This window comes from Thalassospira sp. MCCC 1A02898, assembly GCF_001618185.1.
GTDB classification, from domain to species: Bacteria; Pseudomonadota; Alphaproteobacteria; order Rhodospirillales; family Thalassospiraceae; genus Thalassospira; species Thalassospira tepidiphila.
On record NZ_LPXK01000009.1, the window covers coordinates 389,589 to 413,413 of the forward strand.

The window sequence follows — 23,825 nt, forward strand, 5'->3', positions numbered from 1 at the left end:
CGGGGATCCCGAGCCACATCTACCAAACCCAAGTTTGACCCCAATAAGCGGAGTGTTCGCATGACAACCGAACCCGACCTTCTCGCACCGGAAACCGAGACGCCGGAAGCACCGGAAGCTGCAGAAACACCCGAGCGGACTGATATCGAAAGCGAAGTGCCAGAAACCCAACTGGACGCCGCAGCCCTCGCCGATTTGGTGCCCGAAACACCGGACGCCTACGCAATCACGCTTTCTGAGGGCATGGAAGAGATCGATGCCGATCTGAACCAGCGCCTGCATGAAGCAGGGTTCAGCAACGCACAGGCACAGCTGGTTTATGATCTGGCGTGGGAGGTTCTTTCACCGCTTATGGGCGATCTTGATCAGGCAGCACAGCGCGCGACCGACCGTGCGGCGTTGGCGGCCGAGTTTGGCGGGGCGGAAAGCTGGAAAAAGCTGGCCCCGAAAATCGAAAGCTGGGGCAAGGCCAACTTGCCCGAGGCCGCCTTTGAGACCCTGTGTCAAAGTGCCGATGGCGTGCGTGCCATGCATCGCATGATGACCCATGGCGACGAGGCAGCCCTTGGCAAAGCTGATGGCGGGGCGGGGGAGACAGGTCTTCGCTCCGAAATCCGGCGCAAGATGAATGATCCGCGCTATTGGCGGGATCGTGATCCAACGCTGGTCGCCGAGGTGCAAGCGGATTTTGCCCGTCTTTCCGGTGGGTAGCTTGACCTAGAACAGCTTGTCGGCACGGTCGATGACCGCGTTGACATAGTCCGGGATCGGGGTCAGCGGCAAAAGGAAATAGCCCGCAATCCCCAGCCCGATCAGGCTGAACACAAGCAAAACCGACTTCTTCACGGCAGATACTCTTTTTCTTTGTTTTCTTGTTTGTCTTGGACCGGACCGCGCAGAAAAGCCCTTCGGGTGCAACAGGTCGGGGCAAATCAAGCGCGTGTCCTACGGAACCTCGATGGATGAGGTTTCCTGTAACAGCGCTCTTAGAACACCAAACCTTGGCCGGAAAATGACCGGTTTTGGGGCAATTGTGGCACTGGCCTTTACGGGCAGCGCAATTGAACCCCGGCGGCTGCCTGCAATCACGACAAAACCATATCTGAAACAAGGGGATAAAAGGCGATGACAACCACGATTGATCAAAGCTTCATCGACCATTTTCAGGCCGATGTTCATCAGGCCTATCAACGCATGGGATCAAAACTGCGCAACACGGTGCGGGTCAAAAACGCCATCAAGGGCGCGACCACGGTTTTCCAGAAAGTCGGCAAGGGCACGGCCACCACCAAGGCCCGCCACGGCAAGGTGCCGGTGATGAATGTCGATCACGAGGCAGTCCGCTGTGACCTGCGCGATTACTATGCCGGCGACTGGGTTGACGCGCTTGATGAACTCAAGATCAACCATGACGAAAAGATGGTTCTGGCCAATGCCGGGGCCTATGCGCTGGGCCGCAAGACCGACGAGCTGATCATTAATGCGCTGGTCGGGGCCGATGATGTCGTGCCTGACAATACCGAAGGGATGACGCTTGATAAGGTGATGATGGCGTTCGAAGGTCTTGGCGATCGCGATGTGCCCGATGACGGGCAGCGCTATGCGATTGTCGGCTGGAAACAGTGGTCGGAACTGCTCCTGATCGATGAATTTTCACGCTCTGACTATATCGGCGATGAAGATTTGCCGTGGAAGGGCACACAGGCCAAACGCTGGCTCGGAACCCTCTGGATGCCCCATTCCGGCCTTCCGGTGGCAAGCGGCATTCGATCCTGCTTCTGGTATCACCGCACCGCGATTGGCCATGCCATCGGCTCGGACGTTCAGTCCGACATCACCTGGCATGGCGATCACGCCGCCCACTTTGTCAACAACTCCATGAGCCAGGGTGCGACGCTGATTGATGGCGATGGTGTCACCTGCATCAAGGCGCAAGAATAACTCCCACACCCGACTTTCCCCGAACCAAGGAGACCCAAATGGCAGAAGGTTTCAAAGCCAGAAACCTAAGTGTTCTGGCATACGCCAACGGCTTTACGCTGTGGCACTACATCACCCCGGACGTCGCCGCCGACGTCGACACCGCCGACTACTTCCTTGAGGCCCGCGACATGCTGCGCGTCGGCGATTTCATCATCGCCAACACCAACCGCGACGCGACAATGTCCGGCGGCCTGTTCGTCGTCGCAAGCTCCGGTGCAAACGGCGTCGATGTCCGCGACATGACGGCAATCGGCACCTCAAACACCGACTGATCGCACACCCCCGATCCACCCTTTTCATCCTCCCTCAACCTCGCCCCGGTGACTGATGTTGCCGGGGTTTCTTTTGACCAGAACAAGGATTGTTTATGTGTAACTGCAACAAGATTACCATCTGCACCGAGTTTGATGCCGCTCAGATCGCCGGTCTTCAGGTGCCGATTGCCTCAATTCATGCCTTTGCCACCCAGACCGTGCCGGCCGATTATCTGATCTGTGATGGTTCGGCTGTTTCCCGCGCAGAGTATGCCGAGCTTTTCGCTGCACTTGGCACAGTTTGGGGCGAAGGCGATGGCACCACGACCTTCAATATCCCTGATTTGCGCGGTGAGTTCCTGCGCGGCTTTGATGCTGGCCGCGGTGTGGATGCGGGGCGTGTGTTCGCATCTGATCAGGGTGATCAGATGCAACAGATCACGGGCAGTATTGGTGTCGTGAGCCGCTTTAACTCTCCCGAGGGTGTGTTTAGCTACTCCCACCAGCCCGGTAGCACCGATGCGACTTCCGGCATCAACGACCAAAACAGGCTGTTGTTTGACAGCGCCAACTCCCCGAATGCTCGTGTCGGTGAAGAAACCCGCCCACGCAACGTGGCGGTGACCTACGCGATCAAGGCAGCCCAGCCCGCGAGCAACTGAGTAAGACCAGTAACCAATCAACACCTCTTCCCTCGCCCCGGCAACGAATGTTGTCGGGGTTTCTTTTGATCCAACCAAGGAGACATCCCATGCAGGGTTCAACCCCAGTGGAATGTGAAGTTCTCAACGTTATTCAGGGGGCCGGTATCTGGCCCGATTGTGATGACAAGACCCAGCTGCTTCAGGCAATTCAGAAGCTCTCAGCTGCCTCACTTCCGACCCGTCAGTATTTCACCGAAGACGGATCATTTGTCGTGCCTGAAGGTGTGACGAAACTCCGCGTAACAGTCGCCGGTGCGGGCGGTGGTGGCGGCCTGAACGGCAACAGAGTCAGTGAGCAGTCCGAAGACGGTCAAGCGTCCAGTGTTACCTATCATCAGGACGTAATTGTTGCAGAGGGCGGTAAGGGCGGTTGGTCGGCAAAAACGACAGCTATTGCTGCGCCGCATGGGGGTGCAGTCAACGGTGATGTGAATCTTGTCGGCCAAGGGTCCCCAGGTGGCAACGGTACGACTTCCCAAGATGGTCTGACCGGTGGTGCAGGCGGAAATGGCGGAATGGCGATAAAGGAATTCGCTGTGCTGCCGGGGGAGACGTTGCAGGTTGTTGTCGGTGCGGGCGGCACCAGCAATGCTGATCCGGCGTCAGATTACTCAGGTAATTTTGGCGTCGATGGTTATGTGATCGTCGAGTGGGTTTGATTGAATTGTCCCCGGCAGGGCTTCCTTGCCGGGGTTCTTTTTTGGGCGAATGTAGGAGATATTATATGCAGTGTCTTAGTCCGGTTGAAAGTGAAGTTCTGAATGTTGTTCTGGCGGCTGATATTGCACCTGACCGCATGGATGACACCCAGCTGCTTCAAGCCATCGAAACGCTGATTGCTGGCGGTGGTTCTGGCGGTGGTGGTGTTATCGCTGGCAGTGAAATCGGAGCGGTTTCGGCGTTTGCCATGCCAACCCCGCCGACTGGTTGGCTGGTCTGTGATGGCTCGACCGTTTCACGCACCGAATATGCTGATCTGTTTGCGACCATTGGCACGCTTTGGGGCCATGGTGATGAGGTGACGACCTTCAACCTCCCGGATCTGCGCGGTGAGTTCGTGCGCGGCTTCGATGCTGGCCGTGGCGTGGATGACGGGCGGGCGTTTGCTTCGGCTCAGAGTGATGAGTTGAAGAGCCATCGTCACGAAATTCCGACAGCTGTAAGGACTTCTAGTTATGGGGCGATTTCAGAATGGAACTCCTCTGGCGGTACCAATTCAACCCGATACAGTGAGTACGAGGGTGGTGTTGAAACCCGCCCACGCAACATCGCCATGACTTACGCGATCAAGGCGTTTTATCCGTCGGCGTCGTAAGGCTGGCGGTTGACTTTAATTGGCGGGGTCCGGGTTTCCGGGCCCCGTTTTTGTTGGGGGGATGTGATGGCGTTAAGTGATGTGGCGATCTGTGCGCGGGCGTTGGTGATGATCGGGGCGGCGCCGATTTCATCGTTTGAGGAGGACGTCGCCGAGGCCGAGATTGCCCGGATGCTTTATCCCGCTGTGCGCGATGGCTTGTTGGCGGGCTATCCGTGGCGGTTTGCCGGGCGGGGTTGCTGGTTGTCGCGACTGGCCGGTGAGGATGCGGCGAGATCACCCAAGGATGGAAGCCACCTGTTTGCCTTGCCACGCGACTTTATCAGGTTGCTGTCGCTGGAAAATGACGGGGGAAAAATTGCCCGGTTTGAGTTGCGCGATCAGGCGGTTCTGGTCGCAAGTGACAGTGCGTATCTTAGCTATGTCGCACGCTTGCCAGAAGGCAGCTTTCCGGCGTGGTTTGATATGGCATTGATGGCGCGACTGGCGGCCGAGTTTTGCCTGCCGCTGACCGAGAGCAGCACGCGCGCAGAGTACCTTTTCAAGCGGGCCGAGGACCAGTTGCGCGAAGCAAGACTTGCCGATGCGCAGCAATCGACCCCGCACGCGATTGATGATTTTTCCCTGATTTCGGCGCGGGGATGACGGAGCCGAAAAAAATGCAAGGAACCATCGTCATCCCCGCGAAGGCGGGAATCCCGATCCGAAAGCGTATCACCGTTATTCAACGAGGGAGCACCCCATGGCACGCCGCGTTCTGGAGAAAAACACCTTTTCGACCGGCGAACTGGCCCCGGAATTGTGGGGGCGATCGGACTTAAGCGCCTATGCCAATGGCGCGGCCCGCCTGCGCAATGTGTTTATCGAGCCATCGGGCGGCGTGCGTCGCCGTCCCGGTATTCGATTGATTGATGAATTGCCGGGACCTGCGCGCCTGATCCAGTTCGAGTTTAATACCGAGCAGACCTATCTGTTGGCCTTTGGCGATAACCGCGCGCTGGTGTTTGAGGACGGGGTCGAGACGATCTGGTTTGAAACCACGTTTGGGGTTGAACACCATGATCTTTTGAACTGGACGCAGAGTGCGGATACGCTGTTGGTCGTGCATCCGGATGCCAAGCCGGTCCGGATCACACGCACCGGCGATGGCAGCTGGCAAACCAGCCTTTGGGCCTGGCGCGAAACCAATTTCAGAACCAGCCAGCCTTATTACAAGTTCGTTGAACCGGCTGCGACCCTTAGCCCGTCGGGCACCAGCGGAACGGTCACGCTCACGGCCAATATGGATGTGTTCGTGCCAGAACATGTCGGGACTCTGTGGCGGATTCAGGGGATTGAGGGCGAGATTAAAAGCGTTGCCAATGCTCGGTCCGCCACCATCGCGCTGAAGCAGGCATTGCCAAATACCAATGCCACCGTCGATTTTGTTGAGCAGGCCTTTTCCGAGGTGCGGGGTTGGCCGCGCAGCGTGACCTTTCATCAGGATCGATTGATCATCGGCGGATCGCGCGATCTACCCAACCGGTTGTGGATGTCAAAATCGGGCGATCTGTTTAATTTCGAACTGGGCGAAGGCCTTGATGACGAGGCGATTGAATTTGCCCTGCTGGCTGATCAGGTCAATGCGATCACCGGCATTTTCGCCGGGCGTCATTTGCAGGTCTTTACCAGCGGATCGGAATGGATGGTGACGGGCGATCCGTTGACACCAGCCAATGTGCAGGTCACGCGCCAAACCCGGATCGGCAGCCAAAGTGATCGCACCGTGCCGCTGGTCAATGTTGATGGGGCAACGCTTTTTGCCGGGCGGAGCGGGCGCGAAATTCGCGAATTCCTGTTTACCGATGTCGAACAGGCCTATGGATCGGCCGATCTGGCGTTGCTGTCGCGCCATCTGATCCATCATCCGATTGATCAGGCCTTTGACCCGGATCGGCGGCTTTTGCATGTGGTGATGCGCGACGGATCGCTTGCCACCCTGACGCTGTATCGGTCTGAGGCGATTACCGCCTGGTCGGTGCAATCGGTTGCGGGATGTGCCTTTGCATCCGTTTCGGTGTCGGGCGGGGATGTCTATGTCGTGCTGGAGCGCGATGGTCGGTATTTCCTTGGCGTTTTTGACCCGGCATGCGGTTTCGACCTTTATCGCCGTCAAGCGCTGGCAGAGGGCGAACCGCCACGCCGACATTGGGGCAATCTTGATGCACTGGATGGCCTTGATGTCAGTGTCTGGCACGATGGCGTTGTTGCCGATGACATCCCGGTTGCCGGGGGCACGATCACCTTACCTGAGAGTATTGGGGCGGTATCGGAGATCGAGGTCGGCTTGCCCTTTACCCATGAAATTTATGCCCTGCCGCCGGCCGCATCGGATGGCAGTCGCCCGCATGGCGGCAATGCCGTTCGGCTGGTCTCGGTGACCTTGCGTTTGCAGGAAACCGGGCAGCTTCGCGTCGATACCGGTCGGGGATTGCGTGATGTGGCACTTCCGGTTTCCACCGATGACAAAGATGCGCTTTATAGCGGGGATATCACGCTCCGTGCGCTCGGCTGGCGGCGGGGCAGTGGCGGGACAGTTAAAAGTGGATTATGGCGCATCGCCGGGGCATTGCCCCGGCCTTTTTTATTGCTCGGTGCGGCCAGTGAAATGGGGGTGAATGACTGATGGGTGGATTTACATCAATCGTGCCGATGGCGGCATCGGTGCTGCAAACCGGACAACGGATTAGCGCCAACCAGACCAATGCACAAAGCCGGATTGATCAAACCGAAGCCGCCCGTCAGGCGGAGCTGGCAGAGATCGCAGCACGCGAGCGCGAAGACGCCACCAATCGCGAAGACGAGCTCCGGCGGCGTCAGGCAACCGCGCGCGCCCGGCAAGGGGCATCGGGCCTGATGGCGGGGGGATCGGGATCGGCCAGTGCGGTTTTGGCAGGTTACGCAAAAGCCGCAAGGCAGGATGCGGACCAGAGTGCCGATGCCGCCGCGAGAAACCGCAATCGCATCAACCAGCAGGCCGCCTGGCGCGAAAAGTCGCTGTTGCGATCTTCGCAGGATGACACAGTCGCACGGCTCAATGCCTGGTTTTCGAAGCGTGATGGCTGGGGCTGAAATTCTGGGGCTGATTTTTATTCGGGGGAAGAAACTATGGGCGCTGTTTTTGCCAATCAGATCCGGGCCGCCATTGCTTTTGTCGGCGACGGTGCGCGCACGAGTTTTCCGTTTGATTTTGATGTCTTTGACGTCGGTGATGTCCGGGTCGCCATTGATGGCAGTGAAACCGATACCGGCTTTCACATCGCACTCACGCCCACCGATCAGGGCGGGGGTGGTGTGGTGCGGTTTGAAACGCCGCCCCAAAATGGCAGCACGATCCATATTGCCCGGCAGTTGCATTTGCGCCGACTGAGCAGCTTTGACGCCATGTCGATCCCGCGCGGTGATGCGCTGGAGCGAGATCTTGATTTCATGACGGCCGCGCTTGGCGATGTCGATCGCGCGCTTTCCGGGGCTTTGCGCTTTGGCGCGGATCAGGGGGAGGGCGCGTCGGCCGAATTGCCGATGATCAAGTCCGGTCGGGCGCTGATCTGGAACGCGGCGGGCACGGGGCTTGCCAACGGACCCAGCGGGGCGGAGATCGCGCAGGCCAGCACCAAGGCAGCACAGGCACAGGATGCCGCCAACCGGGCAGAGGCCGCCGAAAGCCGATCTGAAATCGCGGTCGCGTCGTTTGAAAGATCAACCGCCTCGGCGATGCTTGATCTTGATTTTCGCAGTGGCGATGTCCTGGCGTGGGAGGATGAGCGCCGCATGCCGGTGATTGATGCGCCGGTCAGCCGGATCATGGATATCCGCGAAACCGGATCGCTGGTCAGGCTTTCAAGCGGGGCTCAGCTAACTTTGCCGGTGGCGTCCATTGCGCGCAATGGCGTGCGCTTCCGGGTGTTTAACGGTGATGGCACGATGGTCGATATTACAACGGCGGCGGGGAATGTGATCCGCCCTACCAACGGCGGGGCGGAGGTAACCATCTATCCGTTGCCAACCCGCGGTGACATGGTCGATCTGATCTGTGATGGCACGCGCTGGTTTGCCGCCCCGATCCATGAAAGCGGCCCGGTGGTGAAGCTTTTGCGCACGGCATCGCAATCCATTCCGGCCGGCGGGGCGTTTCTGGTCGAATGGGATCAGGTGATTGAAGACAGCCACGGGCTTTATGACAGTGCTGTGCATGGTGTCACCGGCCTGCCGCCGGGCTTTTATCATGTTGATATCGGGGTGCGTTTCCCGATTACCGACCAGTCGGTCTTTACCACATTGTCGCTCGAACGCTTTGACGGCACCGATTGGTCGAGCCACCTGCAGGCCAACGACATTACCGCCATGGGCAGCGGGGCGGCGCACAGTTTGCGCCTGAATGGTATTGCCCGGATTAATCCAACGCCCGGCACCGGATTGCGTTTGCGGCTGTCGCATAGCGATGTGCAAACACGCGACATTGGCGCAAGCGGTCTTTTGACCTGGTGTCACATCCATCGCATTGGGGGCTGACGCAACGCCACCATCCATCACATGCCAATTAAACGGAGATGCATCCAATGGGATTGCGTTATCAGCCGCTTGCGGCCTGTATGAATGTTTCGCGCGCCAGCACCAAGCTGGTCCGTGGCCCAAATGGTTTGCTTGAAACCCGCGCGATTGATGAACCGGCTTATGACCATGATCGACTTGGCCGTCGCTTGGGCCTTTTGATCGAGGGGGCGGCGACCAATTTGCTGCGCTACTCAATCGCCTTTGACAATGCGCTTTGGGAAAAGAACAGCGGTGTGGTGGTAAGTGCCAGCACCATCCCCGCCCCGGATGGCAGCCAAACCGCGATGCAGCTTGATCTGCCTGGAAGTGCGGCAGGTGCGGACGGACTTTATCAGAATGTCGGCGGGCTTGTGGCCAACGATACCTATAGCTTTGCGGTCTGGATGCGCGCAGTTTCGGGCACGGCCGACATCACGCTTGGCGGGATTGACGGGGCTTCCACACATGGTTTTGCCTTGGATGAAAACTGGCAGCGGGTGTGGATCGCGGAACCGGCATCAGGCACCACGCGTTATCCGAAAATCAGCACCGCCATAACTGCGCTTCCGGCCTCAATCCTGATCTGGAATGCCCAGCTTGAAGCCAGCCCCGTGCCCACCAGTGACATCATCAGCAACGGCATCCCGGCCGCGCGGGCGTGCGATGATGTGCGGCTTGATCCGGGCGACTGGTTCGCGCAGGGGCGCGGCACAATGGTGTTTGATCTGCACACTGCATCCGATTGGGTTGGCATCTGGCGGATCGTGCAGCTTTATTCGCTTAGCCTTAATGATGATCATCTTGATCTTGGCTATGACAGTGCCGCCGATCAGTTGCGCATTTCGCTGCGCAAGGGGGGCGTGCCGCTCGTCACCCAGTCGCTTTATGGCACGCTTGCCAAGGATGCCCGTCATCGCATCGCACTTGCCTGGGATGATGATGTGATTTCGGTCGGGCTGGATGGTGTGGTGCTGTCTTCACCGGACGGTTTCGCCATGCCGCGCAATTTTTCCAATATCGTACTCGGATCATTTGGCGGAACCGACAAGGCACTGAACGGCCATGTCCGTAATCTCGCCTATTGGCCGGAAAAGCTTTCCAATGCGCGGCTGTCCGAACTTTCGACACTGTAAGGAAGGCGCATGAGCGAAGCGGAAAATACTGATGCAATCGCCGCCTTACAGGCGGAACTGCTGCGTGATTTGCCCGATGATATCAAACGGGTGCGCAATGCCTATCGCCGGGCGGCGCAGCAGGCGGCGCTTTTGCGGGATGCCAAGGATTTCAATGCGCATCAGGCGGCGTGCAAAACCGCCCTTGGGCATCTTGATGGTTTGATCAAATTGTTGCGGTGGGCGAGTGAGGGGGACGGCGAAACGGTTAATAACGCAGGTGCGGACGATGCAATGAACACCAGCGATTTGATCGCCAAAGCGAAGGAGGCGCTTGAAGGTGCCAGCTGAGGGATTGGCGTAAAGCATTGTGATCTTTGTGTGATGGTATCACATCCGTGATTGTCGAGACGTCCTTGAAAGCTGTCGGCATAGGTCGCGCAGCGATAAATGCCTAACTTTAGAAAGGACAGACCATGAAAAATGCGATGATTGTTTTTGCCAGCCTGATGTTTATGGCAAGCCCTTCATTTGCCAATGGTGGTGACGAGGAATCGGCAAGTTCGAGCTCGGAAGACAGCCTGATTGAACAGGTGCAGGGTGCGACCCAAAAGCAGAAATGCTGGTCTGCTAAAAATTGCACAGGCAAGGTTCTGAGTAACCGTGATGCCCATAACTGCAAGGACAAATCCAAGGGCAAGTCCTGGGAAAGCAAATTTGGGGTTTGTACAAACCTCTGACCCGCAATTCTCATCGTGATGTGAAGGGCATTCGGCGGCATGCGTCGCCGAATGCCTTTTTGTATTCAAGATAAAGAAATCTGATCATTTCGAGGATCGAGCAAATGGCAAGCTTCGCCGAATTCGTCTGGATCTGGGATCAGATGTTGGGGCTCAGCCTGCCGGCCCATCACCGCAAGATGGCCGATTGGCTTGAAGACTGCTGGCAGTCGGGCAAGCGGGAAATGCTGTTGATGGCGTTTCGCAATTCTGGGAAATCGACACTGGTCGGGTTGTTTTGTGCATGGTTGCTTTATCGTGATGGTGACTTGCGTATTCTGGTGCTGGCCGCCGATCTTGATCTGGCAAAAAAAATGGTGCGCAACGTCAAGCGCGTGATTGAGCGTCATCCGCTGATGGGGGCACTGTTGCCCGAAAAGCTGATCGATTGGGGGAGTGAGCGCTTTACCGTGGCGCGAACGGCTGTGTTGCGTGATCCATCCATGCAGGCCGTCGGCATTGGCGGCAATATCACCGGATCGCGTGCCGATCTGGTGATTTGCGATGATGTCGAGGTGCCGAAAAACAGCGACACCGCCCATAAACGAGCAGAACTGCGCGAAAAGCTTGGCGAGATTGCCTATGTGTTGGGGCCAACCGGTGCGCAGCTTTATGTCGGAACCCCGCACAGCTATTACTCGATCTATGCCGGTGAAGCACGATCCGAGGTCGGTGAAGTTGCCCCGTTCCTGGCCGGTTTTTCACGCTTTGAGCTTCCCATCGTCAATAAGGACGGGACATCAAACTGGCCGGAACGGTTTGATATCGAGGCGATTGAGGCCATGCGAGCGCGAACACCCGTGCGCAAGTTCCAAAGCCAGATGATGCTTGAAATGATGGCCCCGGTGGCAGGCATGCTCGATCCGGCGTCACTTCGGTTTTACGACGATGCGGCCGAGATCACCCATGGCAATGGCCGCATGAGCCTTCGGATTGGCGGGCGCACCATGGTCGCGAGTGCCTGCCATTTTGATCCGAGTTTTGGTTCCATGCGGGGCGATGGGGCGGTGGTGGCCTGCGTTTATATCTGCGATCAGGGGGAATATTGGCTGCAGGATATCGCGTGGTTGCGGGCGTCTGATCCGAGTGCGTCGGAGACAAATGGCGATATGCCCTGGCGCGATGAGGCCAGCCAGCTTTGTGGCCAGGTCGCGGAATTTATGGCGCGCCATCATTTGCCGTCGGTCCGGGTCGAGACCAATGGCATTGGCCGGTTCCTGCCCAATATCCTTCGGCGTGAACTGAAATCAATCGGATGGGCGGCAAGCGTCGTAGAGCATTATGAGAGTACCAACAAGGCCACCCGGATCGAGGATGCCTTTGGTGCGGTGATGGGGGCAGGATTGCTGCATGTCCATCGCGATATTTGTCAGACACCGTTTCTGCGCCAGATGCGCGATTGGCATCCCGATAACAGCAATGCCAACAAAGGTGCCGATGACGGGCTTGATGCGGTGGCGGGTTGTATTTTGCATGATCCGGTGCGCTTGCCACGGGTCGATATGCCGATCAAACGCGCTGACTGGCGGGCACAAAGCGGGATTTTCCGGGCCGATAGCCATTTCAATCCGTGAGAGAGGAAAAAACTTTCTCACAATGCCAAATGGTTAGCGCAGGTCTGTATCACATTTGTGAAATATTCATGGAAAATTCAGCTTTGGTCCCTACGTTTATTATATGAAAGCATAGTAAGTAATTTTTCTTCCTATACTAAAGTGAGTTTTCGAAGCCAGAAAAAGACGGGTCCCGGCCCATGAAGTCGGCACAAGGAAGCGGCCAAAGATCATTTGTTGATTGATTTTGCAGTACAGGAAAACAAGACGTCCATGTGGGCGCACCTGACTGCCAGGAGGCCTGACCATGTTGAAAACACTGAGCTTGATTGCTGTGGTGGCAGGTGCCGTTGCAGTAACACATACCCCAGCCTCGGCATCCCCCGTCTGCGGGGATCGATCCAAGGTGATCGACAGCCTGAGCGCAAAATATTCCGAAGAACCGGTCGCGGTCGGCGTGACATCCAATGGTGGCGTGATCGAGGTGCTTAAAGCCCCCGATGGCCAGACCTGGACCATCCTGTTTACCTATCCGTCCGGCCCAAGCTGCCTTGTCGCCTCTGGCGAGGCCTGGCAGGACCTGGAAGAAAAGCTGAAGGGCCCGGCGGCCTAGACTTGATGCCGTTCGCCTCCTGACTGCTTTGATCGCTTATCCAGCCCGCGGGATGTTGCCCCGGGTGGAGGAGAGGTCGACCTGACCCGCAAACCATCGGTTTGCGGGTTTTTCTTTGTCTGAAAATCGAGGCCCCCATGACCCTGCCTGTGACCCAGACGGTTGATGTGATCTGGTGGATCACGGCTGTTGAAATCCCTGCTGTCGCCAGCCTGTTCTGGCTGCATTGGCGGATGCGTTCCGAACTGCTTGGCCGGGTGGAGCAACTGCGCACCCGCGAGGAATCAGATGCCAGCGACCTGCGCGATGCCTTGGCCGCCTTCAAGCTCGATGTCGCGCGCAACTATGTCTCTATCCCCTATCTCAAGGATGTCGAAAAACGCCTGACCGGCCATTTGCTCCGGATCGAGGCCAAGCTCGACATGCCGCCCATCCCGAGCAAAAAGGATCTGAGCCTATGACCGACCCCCAAACCCTGACCAGATCGGTATCAAATTCGACATCCCAGCCGGTCACCGATCCCGATGCGCTGCCCGCGGTCGAGGTGCTGGCGCGCACGCTTTATGGCGAGGCGCGCGGCGAAGAACTTCGCGGGATTGAGGCCGTGGCATCGGTCATCCTCAACCGGGTGGCGTATGCCAAGCGGCGCGGGCGCTATTGGTGGGGCAATGACGTGAAATCGGTGTGCCTGAAACCGGCACAGTTTTCCTGCTGGAACGCCAACGATCCCAACCGCAAGAAGCTTCTGGCACTCAGCCCGCGTGACCCGGCCTATCGTCTGTGCAAACGCATCGCCAAACGCGCGGTGGCGGGCGAGCTTCCCGATCAAACCGACGGCGCCACCCATTATCACACCCATGCGGTCGATCCGTTCTGGGCGCGCGGCCATGTGCCGGTCGCAGAAATCGGTAACCACCTGTTCTACAAGAACATCGGCTAATCCGATGGCCGCTCTTGCCGCCAAGACGGACTGCAAAGAAGCATTGGCTGCGCTTCCGGTGCTCACGTACTGACACGTACGCTGCGCGCCGGTTCTCACCACTACTTCTTTTCGCCACGTCTTACCGACAATCCCAACCATCGTGAAGGCTTCAAAAATTGCCAGAGGTGCAAAATGATTCCTGCATTGCTCGCCCAGATCGGCCTGCCTCTTTTGATGAAGGCGGTGGGTGCGGGGCTTGATCATATCGACAACCCGATCGCCAAAACCGCGGCCGAGGGCCTTAAACAGGTGGAGGCCGCCGTCACCAAGGGCGACGTCACGCCCGAGCAAATAAGTGCGGCCAACCGCCACACCGAACGGATGGCCGAAATCGAACTGGCCCGCGATACCGAAACCCTCAAATCCGTCAACCGCACCATCCGCGCCGAGGTCGCCAGCGAAGATGCGTTTGTTAGGCGCTGGCGCCCCAGCTTCGGCTACGCCGTCGCACTGACCTGGATCATGACCATGGGCGCCATCGCTTATGCCATCGTCCTCACCCCGCTTCAGGCCCCGGCGATCATCGCAGCGCTCGTCAATACCAGCCCGATCTGGGGCATTGCGCTGGGGGTCTTGGGGGTGAGTGTGGTTAAGCGGAGTTCGGATAAGAAGATCCAGTGAATTCGTTTATTGCGAATGTTTCGAATATTGCGAATAGATGGGCGCGTGTGTATAAGTAAGAAAGCTACAAGAAAAATTGTAGAAAATTTGTAGAAAACTTGTAGCCGTGCGCCGGAAAGTGAAATGGAGATTGCAATATGTCCGCAATTCGCAAAGACGATTTTGGCGGTAGATTGCCCACGCAAATTGAAAGCGCGACAGCAGACCAGCTCCGCCAGATTATCGCATCGCAGACCAAGGAAGGTGAAGATACCAAGCTGACCGTCATGCCCGGTGACGGGGAGCCGAAAACGATCACGCTCAGCCCGGCTTTGACCGAAAGCCTGATGACTTTGTTGCGTCTGGTGTCCAGCCGTCAGGGCTTTCAGATGATCCCGCTTTCGGCGGAGTTGACGACGCAACAGGCGGCGGATTTGCTGAATGTGTCGCGGCCCTACCTGATCAAGTTGCTGGAGGCCGATGAAATCCCATACGCCACCGTCGGACGGCATCGCCGGATCAAGGCCGAGGATTTGTTTGCCTATAAAGAAGTCCGGGATGCCCGTCGCGCCGCTGCTCTGTCCGAGATGGCGGAGAGGGACGCGGATTTGATCCTCAAGGGATATTAATTCGCCATGACATACCGGTCAGACCATTTTACAGCGCTATTGGATGCATGTGTTCTGGCTGGTGTGTTCAAGCGAAACTTGTTGCTGAGTCTTGCGGAAGCAGAGCTTTTTCGCCCGCGTTGGAGTCCTGTGATCCTTGATGAGATGGAACGGGCAATCACGAAAATTACAAATGGCGAAATTGATGCTGCGCAAGAACGAGAGAGCGTGGAAACTGCCTTCGAGGAAGCTTGCGTCACTGACTTTGAGCAGTTCATTCCGGCGATAAACCTGCCAGACCCGGATGACCGTCATGTTCTGGCGGCTGCGGTCGCCACACATGCTCAAGTTCTGGTGACAGATAATCTAAAAGACTTCCCGGCAGAAGAGCTTGGCAGGTTCTCAATCGAGCCGAAATCACTTGATGATTTCCTTGCAGATACGATTACTCTGCATGAGCATACAGCTTTCTCAGCGCTTAAGAAAATGCGGCAGCGTTTCAAAAGACCAGCCTTGTCAACCAGCGTGATTATTCAAACAGCGGAAAGTCAGGGTTTGTTGAAAACTGCGCTCTTGCTTAAAGAATACGAGCAGTATTGGTGAAGGGAGCTGGCCTCAGAGCACCAACGCTTCTGATGGATGAGATAAGAAGTAGACTTTCGTAAAGCCTTGCAGATCAAAAGACCTGCTGGTCGTTGGTGAGAGCGTGATTTTCCCACTGTTATTCAGGTGGTTGGCGACCAAAAGTAAGCGTATATCTGGTCCTGCATTCTTACGATAAGTATTCAGCTTTTTGCATTTTGTATCGATTGCGGCTTGAATGAGCTCAATGGGGTCTTGGCTTACCCATCCGACTCTGTCGTTTACAACGTACCAGCGAGAATGAAATTCTTTGGTGACCCAAACCTTGGTGCCGCAACGGAGCAAAAATTGAGTTTGGTAGCCGGTTTCTCTGCTTTCAAGGTTTTCTGCCATTAAGGCTTGATGCAGTTCTTTTAACTCGCATTGAGAGATATTTCCGGCGTCTGGCTTCCTAAGAAGCCGAACATGCAATGCCAAATCAGATGTTTTCTCAAAACCTTGAGCAAATTTTTCTAATTCTTTGCTTCGATGTTGTTCAGTCTGTTTTACGGGCGATCCCCCTTTGTTCTGATTTTCATTAAGAAAAATTTCCCTTACCTCCAGACCAAAAGTGAGTGCGTCCTCTTTTATGATAAAATCTGGTTTCTCGCGCTGTTCTAAAATTTCCCACGAGGTATTTAGTAGCTGAGATGCTTTGAGCACAAAGTTACGCTCATCACGCTTTTGAGAATCTGAGGTCATTCTTGAGTTCTGCCTCTTTGGAGGTGTTCAAGGAACGCCGTGATATCCTGTGCCGAATACCCCAACAACTCCCCCATCCGCACAGAATCTGCGTCATGGTCTTTGACCGTTCCGGCGCACAGATTGCGACACATAACCAACGCTTCCTCGATCCGCCATTCTTCGCCGGGCAGGGCATAGAACAGGTAGCGCATCTCAAAGGGTGGGCGGGGGATGATTTCTTGGGCGCGAATGATCCGGCCTACCTCTACATGCGGGGCAAAGTCGGCTTCCGGGAAATAGTCGCTGACATGAACGGCGTCCGAGAACATTGCCATCGGCTTTGTTCCGGCCAGCATCAATTCCAGTTCGCGGTCATTGTGCGGGCCGATGCCCGGCGGGAGGTCGACATCATCATCCATGGGATCACCCGAGTTTTCTGATCCAAGCTTCACACCGGTTTGAGACATCGTCAACGATATGGTCAAGCCTTGGACTGTCGGCATCCGTATCGCGCAATTCATTGCGCAGCGGGGTGATGGTTTCGCGCAGTTTCTTTGCCATGGTGAGCAACGCCTTGCGGAGCGCGGTGGGGGAGCTTCCGATCATGCGGGCCTGGGCTTCCCAGTGTGACCAGTCCAGTTCGGTCGGGTCATAGCATCCGCCGATGGATTGGGCGAGGCGGGGGCGCTGGCTTTTGAAGCAATCGCGAAACGCCGCACCATTGTTGACGTCATAAAGCGGGCTGATCGCGGTGTGGACATTTGTCGCATTGGCATTTGTCGGGCGTTGCCGGTAGATCACGGAATAGTTCTTGGCGTGCGCATCCGGGTTGCCGATCAGGAAATTGAAAATCACAAAGCCAAGCAATTTGGGGATATCGCGCGCCGGGATGGTGGATGCCTGTTTGGTCAGCGTAAACATCGCGGCAAGGTCCGGTCCGCCCTGACGTTCATATTTGACATCCGGGTTTACCCCAAGTGCCTGACAGAAATCTTCCTGATGCAGGCGGGTAACGCGGACGCCGTTTGATGTCTGGGCATAGGCGCGGTCAAAGCGGGTGACGAACAGGACCGGGCGATCGTTAAACAGGCTGATTTTGGTGTGCGCGGCATCAAGGCCGATCTTGCGCGCAAGTTTCATGCAGAAATGCTCGGTCCGGGTAGAGTCCGGCAGGCGTTCGATATCAACTTTAAGGATATGGGTACTTGGATATCCGCCAAACGGCAGGGAGATTTCCTGTGTGGCTGGATCGATATAAACCGCGGCCTTGTCATTCACCCCGGCCAGTGACAGCACAACTTCATCCTCTTCGATGAAAAGCGGTCTTTGCGGCAGCTCGGCAATGCGTTTGGCAAGATCATCGGTCGAGATCGCCGAAAGATGGGCATCGGATTGCAGGGGGCTTTCCGCCTGATCGGGATGGATCAGCATCAAGGCCCCGGCGCAATCGCGCCCGATATGTTCCAGAATGCCAAACTCGTCCGTCGGGGCGACATCAAACAATGCCGCGATCTGGCGGCGGACATCCTTTTTATCGGGCAGAAGCCCGTCAAAGAATGGTTCAATGGCCTGATGGTCAAACGCACCATCCCGCAGCGGAATGCTTTGCGAAACCGGATAGGCCGCAGGGCTTGCAAGCCATTCCGGGTCGTAGGCAAACGACATATAGCCGCGCGCATCGGCGCGCAAAACGCCAACCCGGTCGCGGCCATTGGCAAGGACCAGAAGGGTTTTGGTCATGCCCGGTCTCCGTCCGTTTGGCCGGGATCGGGTTCGGATGACATATCCGACCAGTCCAGCATCACCTGACCGCCAAGGGCACGGGTGATATCCAGGATATTGGCAAAGCCCGGATTGTCGGCCTTGCCGGTTTCAAGTTGGCTGAGGAACTTGACGCTCAAGCCCGTGGCAAGCGCCAGATCGGTCTGCGACAGGCCAAGCGCCTTGCGGGCCTTGCGGATTTCCGGGCCAAGCTGGTCCATGCGGGTGATGTGCACGGCATCCTCCAAATTTACCCATGGGTAAATTTATGGGGTTTTGCTGTGAATGTAAAGTGAAGTTTACCTGTAAGTAAAATTCTGTGATTGTAGCCCGATTTTTAGCGAGATTTTACTTATAGGTAAAATATGGCGCTCCTGCGAACTTGCAGAAGCGCCAAGCTTTGGTCCTGACACCACTCCGTGCTTAAAGCGCAATCTCAAGGTTTTTCATCACCTTGCCCTGACCACCTGCCAGAAGGCCGGTGATGCGGTCATCTTTAAGGTCCAGTGTGACCTTGATTTCGCTTGGCGACGGTTCAGTCATGAATGCGCCCTGGGCGATCAGGAAGCTGTCCTTTTTGATGTCCAGCAGGTCATGAAGCACGCAGGCCAGCGGCCCGGCGGCCATGCCGGTGGCGGCTTCCTCGGCAATACCATAGCGCGGGGCGAACATGCGGGTGGTGGCGTCGATGTTCGTATCATCTGCGTCACCGGTGTCGGTGGTGAAGATGTAATAGCCGATCAGGTCCAGCTTCTCGCTAATCGCGTTGATGGCGTCCTGATCGGGCGTGATGTTGGCGAGTGTCGCCTGATCTTTCACGGCAATGACGATGAAGTTGTTGCCGGTATTGACCAGAACCGGACGGGCGCGGTCATCGAGGTCAGCGCTAGTGATCGCAAGTGATTTCAGCACATCATCAAGTGTTACACTCTGGTCAATCCAGCGGGCGGCCGGGGTGTAGGTCGGGGCCAGTTGCTCCATATAGGCCATGCCGGCATCGAGGATGATCTTGCGCGGGCCATCGACGGTTTCCTTCGACGTCTCGCCATCGCCAAAGCGTTCCAGTTCGGCAAGATAGGAAAAGGTCGCAATGGTCGCATGGCCGCAATGGGCGATGCGTTTGGTGGGTGTAAAGAAATCAAGCTTGATGCCACACGTCTCGGACTTCGAGACAAAGGCGGTTTCAGAAAGCCCGACTTTCTGGGCGATCAAAAGCTTTTGCGCGTCGCTGTATTGATCGGCATCCAGCACGACACCGGCCGGGTTGCCGCCCTGACCATTTTTCACAAACGCATTTACGATCTGCACCGCGACGGTTTGGGTATTTTGTTGAGATGTACTCATGACTCTATTCCTGCTAAAATCTCTGTTGAGGCTGTTTTAATAAATCTCACAGGGATTCTGGACTCATATATAGATGAAGAAACTTCATGAAATGTCGCGAACCGATCTGATCGGACGGGTGAGCCCCCTGGCCCCGGTGTTGGCGGCGATTGCGCGTGAAAACAGTTTCAGCAAGGCGGCCGAAAAGCTGGGTGTGCATCAATCGGCCATCAGTCACCGGATTACCCAGCTTGAAGAGGCGCTTGGCTTTGCGCTGTTTGAGCGCACGACGCGCCAGATCACGCCGACCGAATATGGCCGGGTACTGTGTGCGGCCGCGCTTGAAACGGTGGATGTCTGGGATACGGCGTTTGACCGGCTGGAAAAATTCCGGACCGAGGGCACGGTGCGCCTGTCGGTGGCATCCGCACTGGCGATGAAATGGGTGTTGCCCAATCTGGCGAGCGCCCAGCAAGCCGGGCTTGAGATTGCCTTGGACGTCAATGACCGGCCAGTGGATTTCAGCACTGGCACGATGGATGCCGCCATTCGCTTTGGCTCCGGGCCCTATCCCGGTTTGCATTCCAGCTTGCTTAAAAAGGCAGCGATCGTGCCGGTCGCCCGTCCGGGCTATGTCGCCGGGGACAGGGGGCTTGAAGAGGTTCTTGGCGACAGTGATGTCACCTTGCTTAAGGATGCGGTCGGCGAACGCGATGGCACGGATTTCAGCTGGGGCTATTATTGCGCGAAGGCCGGGGTCAACCTTGATACGGATCGCAAGGCATTGGCCTTTGATCGTGCTGATCTGGTGTTACAGGCGGCAATCAACGGCATGGGCATCGGGCTGGGCCGAACCCTTCTGATTGAAGACGATATCGCGCAAGGGTTTCTCGCGCCGTTTGGTCCGGCGGTTCCCATGAAATCGGCCTATTGGCTGGTCTGCAGTCCGGAATTTTCCAAGACGGAACGGTATGCGAAACTTCTGAGCTGGCTTAGGGATCAGATGAAATAGGCTTGCCGTTTTGGTTGTGTCTGCCTAAATTCCCGCCATGACAAATACAACTGATGACATGATCTATCGCGTATTGGGTTCGGATGAATGGGCCGAGGCCCTCAGTGCCGGACAATATGACGGTGCGCCGCACGATATTGCCGATGGCTTTATCCATTTCTCGACCCAGGATACGCTGGCATCAACGCTTGCGCTGCATTATGCCGGGCGCGATCACTTGAAATTGCTGAGAGTGCCGGTCGCGCCGATTGCCGCGAAAATCAAATGGGAACCAGCCCGCGGCGGCACGCTGTTCCCGCATTTGTATGATGTTCTGTCGGTGGAGCACGTGACCAAGGTCGATGAAATTCGCCTTGATGAAAACGGTGTTCACATCTTGCCGCAAGATTTGCGTTAAATATTTGTGCTGTGATCAGATGTCCGTATCGGTTGGGTGCCAGTAATCCTGCCGACCGTGACGGACGTGCAGGATCGAAACCTGTTGATCGTTTACGCAATAGAAAATCCGCCACGGCGTTCCGCGCCCGTATAAAAGTTGGCGGATTTCAACATCAAATTCCTTGCTTTCCGGGGCGATTGGATTTTTGAACGGCAAGGTTTCAAGAGCTGTGATCGCATCGCGCAGGCCGTTCCGCCAAGACTTGGCGTAAGCCGGGTTTTCGATCCGAAGCCATTCAAATGCTTTGCGGATATCCTGCGCAGCGTTGGGCGCGATGATCACCCGGTAATGCTTCATGCCGATTTATGCAGCCGGGTCGGAAAGCGTGGCAAAGAAGTCCTTGGCGTCTTCCCCTTCGCCCTGGTCAATCTGGGTCAATCCCTTGCGGATGCCAGCAACGCTATCGGCGTATTCAAGCCGGTTTTGCATTTCCTGCCACGCGCCCGCATCCATTACAACGAGGCTTACCTTACCATTGACGGTCAGAAAGGCGGGTTTACCCGTTTCCTTGAGCCGTTTGGTGAATTGCGCCGTTTCGCGTTTGAACTCGGTCAGTGGACGAATGTCCTTGGTGATATCCATGTTCGCACCTTTAACGCATCTTTTGAAATGCGAATTTAGCGCATTTTTTCTGTAAATGCGATCTTTATCTGGATTTAAATCCCGCGCGGTTTCCAAAGATATAATCGCCCGCCGCCTTTCTTGGTGCCGGTATCAACCACGCCGGGGAGCTTCCCGGCGCGCAAGGCATTCAGGAATGAATGGCCGAGTTTGACCTTGTCGCCGATATAAAGCGTGTCCCAGCCTTGCCCATAGATTTCATGGAAATGAAACGGGCCGGGATTTCGCGCGGCAAGGGTTGCTTTGAGTTTATCAAGACCAAGCTGTGTCATGGGGGGATCTCAGCACAGGTGCGGCGGGTTTGCCTTGTTCTGGCGCAAATTGCGCGGAAACAAGCGCGCCCGTCAGGCGTTGTGGTTTCATGCATAACATTCAGATTCATAGCCAAAAGGCCCGGACATGACGGCGCCGAAAAATGCAAAGGTCGCGGATATCGTTGCGCGGATTGGCGAGCGCGCAGAAGGCGACCGCCATGTTTCGGTCGGCGATATTGTGGCCGAGCTTGGACAACGCAGTCAGGGGCCGTTTCTTCTGGTGCCGGCCCTGATTGGTGTGTCGCCGATTGGTGGCATTCCCTTTGCGCCGACCTTTCTGGCCGCACTCGTTGCCGTATTTTCCCTGCAAATTATCATCGGGCGCACACATTTATGGTTGCCCGACGTCTTGGCAGCGCGGGAAATCGGGGGTGACAAGGTCCGTGCCGGGCTGGAAAAGATTGATCCGGTGGCCAAACGCATGGATCGCTGGTTCGGTGGGCGGTTTGAAAGCCTGATCAGCGGGGTTGCTGTGCGGATTGCGGCGCTTATGTGCCTGATCCTGTCGCTGTCGATGCCGATGTTTGAACTTGTTCCGTTTGCCGCCGTCGCGCCGCAGAGCGCCATTGCTGCCTTTGGCTTGGCAATCCTCGTTAGTGACGGGCTTTTAATGCTCGCCGCCATTACCATGACCCTCGGTACCGTGATTTTGATGTTTCAGATCATCTGACCCGTTCAGCCAATTAAACCGCCCGATACGCAAACAGCCCGCCGATGGTTCGGCGGGCTGTTTTTTTGTGTTTGTGGTCGGAGCTGACTTACGCGAGTTCTGCCAGGGCAGAGGCGTTGAAGTCTTCCAGCTGATCATAGGCGCCGCTTTTGACCTTGTTGGCCCACTGCGCGTCGCTCAGAAGCGCGCGGCCAACCGCGATCAGGTCAAACTCGCCCTTTTCCATGCGATTGATCAGCTCATCAAGGCCGGCCTTTTCCGATGCTTCGCCAGAAAACGCACCGATAAAGTCGGATGACAGGCCGACAGAACCGACCGAAATCGTCGGCGCCCCGGTAAGCTTCTTCGCCCAACCGGCAAAGTTCAGACCCTTTTCGCCATCAATCTCGGGGAATTCCGGTTCCCAGAAACGGCGTTGGGACGCGTGGATGATATCGACCCCGGCCTCGACCAGCGGGCCGAGCCAATCGGTCATTTCATCGGGCGTGTAAGCAAGGCGGGCGGTAAAGTCCTGCTGTTTCCACTGGCTGACGCGCAGGATGATCGGGAAGTCCGGGCCAACAGCGGCGCGCATGGCGGCCACCACTTCGCGGGCAAGGGTGGCACGTTCCTTGATTGTCTTGCCGCCAAAGCGATCGGTGCGCAGGTTGGTGCCCGACCAGAAGAACTGATCAATCAGATAGCCGTGCGCGCCATGAATTTCAAAGGTATCAAAACCGGCATTCTTGGCATCAAGGGCCGCCTTGGCGAAGGCGGCAATCGTATCGGCAATATCAGATTCCGTCATGGCGTTGCCGCGCGGATCATCCGGGCCGACCAGACCCGACGGGCTTTCGACCGGTGCGTCCGGTTCCCAGCCATCCGGTGTGCGGGTTGATCCGGTATGCCAGATCTGCGGGCCCATCTTGCCACCGGCCGCATGCACGGCATCGGCAACCGCCTTCCAGCCGGCCATGGCAGCCTCGCCATGGAAAAGCGGAATGTGCGGCAGGTTACGCGATGCCGGGCGATCGACCACAGTCCCCTCGGACAGGATCAGACCAACACCGCCTGCGGCGCGCTTGCTGTAATAATCGGCATTGGCGGCACCCGGAATACCGTCCGGTGCCTTGTTACGCGTCATCGGGGCCATGACGATACGGTTGGGAAGATCAAGCGTTTTCAGCTTGAAAGGTGTGAAGAGAATGTCGGGTTTTGACATTGGATATCCTTTGATCGGAATTTCTGTTTTGGTCGCTCCTAGATATTCCGGAAATGGCGGCTGTCAATCTGTGGCCACGCGATAAAAACATCGGTGCATGATTT

General features: G+C 56.6%; 33 protein-coding genes. 23 read left to right on the forward strand and 10 right to left on the reverse strand.

Features of this window, described 5'->3' with window-relative positions; translation table 11 throughout:
* Positions 1–60: 60 nt before the first annotated feature.
* The gene (locus AUQ41_RS08465) at positions 61–711 is read left to right on the forward strand and encodes a hypothetical protein (RefSeq protein ID WP_063087795.1); all 651 of its coding nucleotides are present in this window, start codon (positions 61–63) and stop codon (positions 709–711) included.
* 6 nt (positions 712–717) lie between these two features.
* On the opposite strand, the gene AUQ41_RS21275 is transcribed toward AUQ41_RS08465, so the two are convergent.
* Positions 718–846, reverse strand: coding sequence for a hypothetical protein (locus tag AUQ41_RS21275; RefSeq protein WP_255356183.1), 129 nt, complete (start codon positions 844–846; stop codon positions 718–720).
* A gap of 279 nt (positions 847–1,125) precedes the next feature.
* Between AUQ41_RS21275 and AUQ41_RS08470 the strand changes: the two genes are divergently transcribed.
* The 19 genes from AUQ41_RS08470 to AUQ41_RS08560 all read left to right on the forward strand — a co-directional run bounded on the left by AUQ41_RS08470 (position 1,126) and on the right by AUQ41_RS08560 (position 15,678).
* A complete protein-coding gene (locus AUQ41_RS08470; RefSeq protein ID WP_063087797.1) occupies positions 1,126–1,941 on the forward strand; it encodes a phage capsid protein in 816 nt (271 codons plus the stop codon).
* Between the two features lie 38 nt (positions 1,942–1,979).
* Positions 1,980–2,255 carry a hypothetical protein gene (locus AUQ41_RS08475; RefSeq protein WP_063087799.1) on the forward strand — a complete coding sequence of 92 codons (276 nt, stop codon included), beginning with the start codon at positions 1,980–1,982 and terminating at the stop codon, positions 2,253–2,255.
* Between the two features lie 95 nt (positions 2,256–2,350).
* Positions 2,351–2,899 (forward strand): phage tail protein, encoded by a 549-nt coding sequence (locus tag AUQ41_RS08480; RefSeq protein WP_063087801.1) that lies wholly within the window; start codon positions 2,351–2,353, stop codon positions 2,897–2,899.
* Positions 2,900–2,988: 89 nt separating this feature from the next.
* On the forward strand, positions 2,989–3,600 hold the full coding sequence (locus AUQ41_RS08485) for a hypothetical protein (protein WP_063087803.1): 612 nt from the start codon (positions 2,989–2,991) through the stop codon (positions 3,598–3,600).
* A gap of 65 nt (positions 3,601–3,665) precedes the next feature.
* Positions 3,666–4,256, forward strand: a complete 591-nt coding sequence (locus tag AUQ41_RS08490) for a phage tail protein (RefSeq protein WP_063087805.1) — start codon at positions 3,666–3,668, stop codon at positions 4,254–4,256.
* 66 nt (positions 4,257–4,322) lie between these two features.
* The gene (locus AUQ41_RS08495) at positions 4,323–4,901 is read left to right on the forward strand and encodes a hypothetical protein (RefSeq protein ID WP_063087807.1); all 579 of its coding nucleotides are present in this window, start codon (positions 4,323–4,325) and stop codon (positions 4,899–4,901) included.
* 97 nt (positions 4,902–4,998) lie between these two features.
* Positions 4,999–6,921, forward strand: a complete 1,923-nt coding sequence (locus tag AUQ41_RS08500; RefSeq protein ID WP_063087809.1) for a hypothetical protein — start codon at positions 4,999–5,001, stop codon at positions 6,919–6,921.
* Positions 6,921–7,367, forward strand: coding sequence for a hypothetical protein (locus AUQ41_RS08505; protein WP_063087811.1), 447 nt, complete (start codon positions 6,921–6,923; stop codon positions 7,365–7,367). Before AUQ41_RS08500 ends, AUQ41_RS08505 begins: the two co-directional genes overlap by 1 nt.
* Positions 7,368–7,403: 36 nt before the next feature.
* Positions 7,404–8,807, forward strand: coding sequence for a hypothetical protein (locus tag AUQ41_RS08510; RefSeq protein WP_063087813.1), 1,404 nt, complete (start codon positions 7,404–7,406; stop codon positions 8,805–8,807).
* Positions 8,808–8,854: 47 nt separating this feature from the next.
* Positions 8,855–9,961: a hypothetical protein gene (locus AUQ41_RS08515; RefSeq protein ID WP_063087815.1), complete on the forward strand. Its 1,107-nt coding sequence runs from the start codon at positions 8,855–8,857 to the stop codon at positions 9,959–9,961.
* 9 nt (positions 9,962–9,970) lie between these two features.
* Positions 9,971–10,291, forward strand: coding sequence for a hypothetical protein (locus tag AUQ41_RS08520; protein WP_063087818.1), 321 nt, complete (start codon positions 9,971–9,973; stop codon positions 10,289–10,291).
* 125 nt (positions 10,292–10,416) lie between these two features.
* Positions 10,417–10,680: a hypothetical protein gene (locus AUQ41_RS08525; protein ID WP_063087820.1), complete on the forward strand. Its 264-nt coding sequence runs from the start codon at positions 10,417–10,419 to the stop codon at positions 10,678–10,680.
* Positions 10,681–10,784: 104 nt separating this feature from the next.
* The gene (gene terL / locus AUQ41_RS08530) at positions 10,785–12,293 is read left to right on the forward strand and encodes a phage terminase large subunit (protein ID WP_063087822.1); all 1,509 of its coding nucleotides are present in this window, start codon (positions 10,785–10,787) and stop codon (positions 12,291–12,293) included.
* Between the two features lie 286 nt (positions 12,294–12,579).
* A complete protein-coding gene (locus AUQ41_RS08535; protein ID WP_008890208.1) occupies positions 12,580–12,885 on the forward strand; it encodes a hypothetical protein in 306 nt (101 codons plus the stop codon).
* Between the two features lie 137 nt (positions 12,886–13,022).
* Complete coding sequence (locus AUQ41_RS08540) at positions 13,023–13,346, forward strand: hypothetical protein (RefSeq protein WP_063088040.1); 324 nt, start codon at positions 13,023–13,025, stop codon at positions 13,344–13,346.
* On the forward strand, positions 13,343–13,825 hold the full coding sequence (locus AUQ41_RS08545) for a cell wall hydrolase (RefSeq protein ID WP_063087824.1): 483 nt from the start codon (positions 13,343–13,345) through the stop codon (positions 13,823–13,825). Before AUQ41_RS08540 ends, AUQ41_RS08545 begins: the two co-directional genes overlap by 4 nt.
* Positions 13,826–13,999: 174 nt before the next feature.
* On the forward strand, positions 14,000–14,488 hold the full coding sequence (locus AUQ41_RS08550; RefSeq protein WP_063087826.1) for a 3TM-type holin: 489 nt from the start codon (positions 14,000–14,002) through the stop codon (positions 14,486–14,488).
* A 137-nt stretch (positions 14,489–14,625) separates the two neighbouring features.
* On the forward strand, positions 14,626–15,096 hold the full coding sequence (locus tag AUQ41_RS08555) for a helix-turn-helix domain-containing protein (protein WP_063087828.1): 471 nt from the start codon (positions 14,626–14,628) through the stop codon (positions 15,094–15,096).
* A gap of 6 nt (positions 15,097–15,102) precedes the next feature.
* On the forward strand, positions 15,103–15,678 hold the full coding sequence (locus tag AUQ41_RS08560; protein ID WP_063087830.1) for a PIN domain-containing protein: 576 nt from the start codon (positions 15,103–15,105) through the stop codon (positions 15,676–15,678).
* A gap of 12 nt (positions 15,679–15,690) precedes the next feature.
* On the opposite strand, the gene AUQ41_RS08565 is transcribed toward AUQ41_RS08560, so the two are convergent.
* The 5 genes from AUQ41_RS08565 to AUQ41_RS08585 form a co-directional block, all read right to left on the reverse strand.
* Complete coding sequence (locus tag AUQ41_RS08565; protein WP_063087832.1) at positions 15,691–16,398, reverse strand: hypothetical protein; 708 nt, start codon at positions 16,396–16,398, stop codon at positions 15,691–15,693.
* Positions 16,395–16,799: a hypothetical protein gene (locus AUQ41_RS08570; RefSeq protein ID WP_063087834.1), complete on the reverse strand. Its 405-nt coding sequence runs from the start codon at positions 16,797–16,799 to the stop codon at positions 16,395–16,397. The genes AUQ41_RS08565 and AUQ41_RS08570 overlap by 4 nt, the downstream gene beginning before the upstream one ends.
* 4 nt (positions 16,800–16,803) lie before the next feature.
* Positions 16,804–18,120, reverse strand: coding sequence for a type II toxin-antitoxin system HipA family toxin (locus tag AUQ41_RS08575; protein WP_063087836.1), 1,317 nt, complete (start codon positions 18,118–18,120; stop codon positions 16,804–16,806).
* On the reverse strand, positions 18,117–18,377 hold the full coding sequence (locus AUQ41_RS08580) for a helix-turn-helix domain-containing protein (protein WP_198155623.1): 261 nt from the start codon (positions 18,375–18,377) through the stop codon (positions 18,117–18,119). The genes AUQ41_RS08575 and AUQ41_RS08580 overlap by 4 nt, the downstream gene beginning before the upstream one ends.
* A gap of 187 nt (positions 18,378–18,564) precedes the next feature.
* Positions 18,565–19,485, reverse strand: a complete 921-nt coding sequence (locus tag AUQ41_RS08585) for a PhzF family phenazine biosynthesis protein (RefSeq protein ID WP_063087840.1) — start codon at positions 19,483–19,485, stop codon at positions 18,565–18,567.
* A 73-nt stretch (positions 19,486–19,558) separates the two neighbouring features.
* On the opposite strand from AUQ41_RS08585, the gene AUQ41_RS08590 reads away from it, so the two are divergent.
* Both AUQ41_RS08590 and AUQ41_RS08595 read left to right on the forward strand, forming a co-directional pair.
* Positions 19,559–20,476, forward strand: a complete 918-nt coding sequence (locus AUQ41_RS08590; protein ID WP_063087842.1) for a LysR family transcriptional regulator — start codon at positions 19,559–19,561, stop codon at positions 20,474–20,476.
* Positions 20,477–20,513: 37 nt separating this feature from the next.
* Positions 20,514–20,873 (forward strand): DUF952 domain-containing protein, encoded by a 360-nt coding sequence (locus tag AUQ41_RS08595; RefSeq protein ID WP_063087844.1) that lies wholly within the window; start codon positions 20,514–20,516, stop codon positions 20,871–20,873.
* 15 nt (positions 20,874–20,888) lie between these two features.
* Here the strand turns inward: AUQ41_RS08595 and AUQ41_RS08600 are convergent, their stop codons facing one another.
* From AUQ41_RS08600 to AUQ41_RS08610, 3 genes are all read right to left on the reverse strand, one after another.
* The gene (locus AUQ41_RS08600; protein WP_232308340.1) at positions 20,889–21,212 is read right to left on the reverse strand and encodes a type II toxin-antitoxin system RelE/ParE family toxin; all 324 of its coding nucleotides are present in this window, start codon (positions 21,210–21,212) and stop codon (positions 20,889–20,891) included.
* 6 nt (positions 21,213–21,218) lie between these two features.
* Positions 21,219–21,497, reverse strand: coding sequence for a type II toxin-antitoxin system Phd/YefM family antitoxin (locus AUQ41_RS08605; protein WP_063087846.1), 279 nt, complete (start codon positions 21,495–21,497; stop codon positions 21,219–21,221).
* Positions 21,498–21,571: 74 nt separating this feature from the next.
* Complete coding sequence (locus AUQ41_RS08610; protein WP_063087848.1) at positions 21,572–21,808, reverse strand: DUF1413 domain-containing protein; 237 nt, start codon at positions 21,806–21,808, stop codon at positions 21,572–21,574.
* 127 nt (positions 21,809–21,935) lie between these two features.
* On the opposite strand from AUQ41_RS08610, the gene AUQ41_RS08615 reads away from it, so the two are divergent.
* The gene (locus tag AUQ41_RS08615; RefSeq protein ID WP_063087850.1) at positions 21,936–22,520 is read left to right on the forward strand and encodes an exopolysaccharide biosynthesis protein; all 585 of its coding nucleotides are present in this window, start codon (positions 21,936–21,938) and stop codon (positions 22,518–22,520) included.
* An 88-nt stretch (positions 22,521–22,608) separates the two neighbouring features.
* On the opposite strand, the gene AUQ41_RS08620 is transcribed toward AUQ41_RS08615, so the two are convergent.
* A complete protein-coding gene (locus AUQ41_RS08620; RefSeq protein ID WP_063087852.1) occupies positions 22,609–23,721 on the reverse strand; it encodes an NADH:flavin oxidoreductase in 1,113 nt (370 codons plus the stop codon).
* Positions 23,722–23,825 lie beyond the last annotated feature (104 nt).

What these genes read in the sequence shown, in the direction of transcription:
- AUQ41_RS08615 (WP_063087850.1), top strand. Translation starts at nt 21,936, where the DNA reads ATGACGGCGCCGAAAAATGCAAAGGTCGCGGATATCGTTGCGCGGATT.
- AUQ41_RS08525 (WP_063087820.1), top strand. Translation starts at nt 10,417, where the DNA reads ATGAAAAATGCGATGATTGTTTTTGCCAGCCTGATGTTTATGGCAAGC.
- AUQ41_RS08555 (WP_063087828.1), top strand. Translation starts at nt 14,626, where the DNA reads ATGTCCGCAATTCGCAAAGACGATTTTGGCGGTAGATTGCCCACGCAA.
- AUQ41_RS08480 (WP_063087801.1), top strand. Translation starts at nt 2,351, where the DNA reads ATGTGTAACTGCAACAAGATTACCATCTGCACCGAGTTTGATGCCGCT.
- AUQ41_RS08490 (WP_063087805.1), top strand. Translation starts at nt 3,666, where the DNA reads ATGCAGTGTCTTAGTCCGGTTGAAAGTGAAGTTCTGAATGTTGTTCTG.
- AUQ41_RS08600 (WP_232308340.1), bottom strand. Translation starts at nt 21,212, where the DNA reads ATGAAGCATTACCGGGTGATCATCGCGCCCAACGCTGCGCAGGATATC.
- AUQ41_RS08465 (WP_063087795.1), top strand. Translation starts at nt 61, where the DNA reads ATGACAACCGAACCCGACCTTCTCGCACCGGAAACCGAGACGCCGGAA.
- AUQ41_RS08535 (WP_008890208.1), top strand. Translation starts at nt 12,580, where the DNA reads ATGTTGAAAACACTGAGCTTGATTGCTGTGGTGGCAGGTGCCGTTGCA.
- AUQ41_RS08540 (WP_063088040.1), top strand. Translation starts at nt 13,023, where the DNA reads ATGACCCTGCCTGTGACCCAGACGGTTGATGTGATCTGGTGGATCACG.
- AUQ41_RS08585 (WP_063087840.1), bottom strand. Translation starts at nt 19,485, where the DNA reads ATGAGTACATCTCAACAAAATACCCAAACCGTCGCGGTGCAGATCGTA.
- terL (WP_063087822.1), top strand. Translation starts at nt 10,785, where the DNA reads ATGGCAAGCTTCGCCGAATTCGTCTGGATCTGGGATCAGATGTTGGGG.
- AUQ41_RS08550 (WP_063087826.1), top strand. Translation starts at nt 14,000, where the DNA reads ATGATTCCTGCATTGCTCGCCCAGATCGGCCTGCCTCTTTTGATGAAG.
- AUQ41_RS08495 (WP_063087807.1), top strand. Translation starts at nt 4,323, where the DNA reads ATGGCGTTAAGTGATGTGGCGATCTGTGCGCGGGCGTTGGTGATGATC.
- AUQ41_RS08575 (WP_063087836.1), bottom strand. Translation starts at nt 18,120, where the DNA reads ATGACCAAAACCCTTCTGGTCCTTGCCAATGGCCGCGACCGGGTTGGC.
- AUQ41_RS08570 (WP_063087834.1), bottom strand. Translation starts at nt 16,799, where the DNA reads ATGGATGATGATGTCGACCTCCCGCCGGGCATCGGCCCGCACAATGAC.
- AUQ41_RS08500 (WP_063087809.1), top strand. Translation starts at nt 4,999, where the DNA reads ATGGCACGCCGCGTTCTGGAGAAAAACACCTTTTCGACCGGCGAACTG.
- AUQ41_RS08485 (WP_063087803.1), top strand. Translation starts at nt 2,989, where the DNA reads ATGCAGGGTTCAACCCCAGTGGAATGTGAAGTTCTCAACGTTATTCAG.
- AUQ41_RS08470 (WP_063087797.1), top strand. Translation starts at nt 1,126, where the DNA reads ATGACAACCACGATTGATCAAAGCTTCATCGACCATTTTCAGGCCGAT.
- AUQ41_RS08520 (WP_063087818.1), top strand. Translation starts at nt 9,971, where the DNA reads ATGAGCGAAGCGGAAAATACTGATGCAATCGCCGCCTTACAGGCGGAA.
- AUQ41_RS08595 (WP_063087844.1), top strand. Translation starts at nt 20,514, where the DNA reads ATGACAAATACAACTGATGACATGATCTATCGCGTATTGGGTTCGGAT.
- AUQ41_RS08545 (WP_063087824.1), top strand. Translation starts at nt 13,343, where the DNA reads ATGACCGACCCCCAAACCCTGACCAGATCGGTATCAAATTCGACATCC.
- AUQ41_RS08560 (WP_063087830.1), top strand. Translation starts at nt 15,103, where the DNA reads ATGACATACCGGTCAGACCATTTTACAGCGCTATTGGATGCATGTGTT.
- AUQ41_RS08475 (WP_063087799.1), top strand. Translation starts at nt 1,980, where the DNA reads ATGGCAGAAGGTTTCAAAGCCAGAAACCTAAGTGTTCTGGCATACGCC.
- AUQ41_RS08620 (WP_063087852.1), bottom strand. Translation starts at nt 23,721, where the DNA reads ATGTCAAAACCCGACATTCTCTTCACACCTTTCAAGCTGAAAACGCTT.
- AUQ41_RS08590 (WP_063087842.1), top strand. Translation starts at nt 19,559, where the DNA reads ATGAAGAAACTTCATGAAATGTCGCGAACCGATCTGATCGGACGGGTG.
- AUQ41_RS08610 (WP_063087848.1), bottom strand. Translation starts at nt 21,808, where the DNA reads ATGACACAGCTTGGTCTTGATAAACTCAAAGCAACCCTTGCCGCGCGA.
- AUQ41_RS08515 (WP_063087815.1), top strand. Translation starts at nt 8,855, where the DNA reads ATGGGATTGCGTTATCAGCCGCTTGCGGCCTGTATGAATGTTTCGCGC.
- AUQ41_RS08605 (WP_063087846.1), bottom strand. Translation starts at nt 21,497, where the DNA reads ATGGATATCACCAAGGACATTCGTCCACTGACCGAGTTCAAACGCGAA.
- AUQ41_RS08505 (WP_063087811.1), top strand. Translation starts at nt 6,921, where the DNA reads ATGGGTGGATTTACATCAATCGTGCCGATGGCGGCATCGGTGCTGCAA.
- AUQ41_RS08565 (WP_063087832.1), bottom strand. Translation starts at nt 16,398, where the DNA reads ATGACCTCAGATTCTCAAAAGCGTGATGAGCGTAACTTTGTGCTCAAA.
- AUQ41_RS08510 (WP_063087813.1), top strand. Translation starts at nt 7,404, where the DNA reads ATGGGCGCTGTTTTTGCCAATCAGATCCGGGCCGCCATTGCTTTTGTC.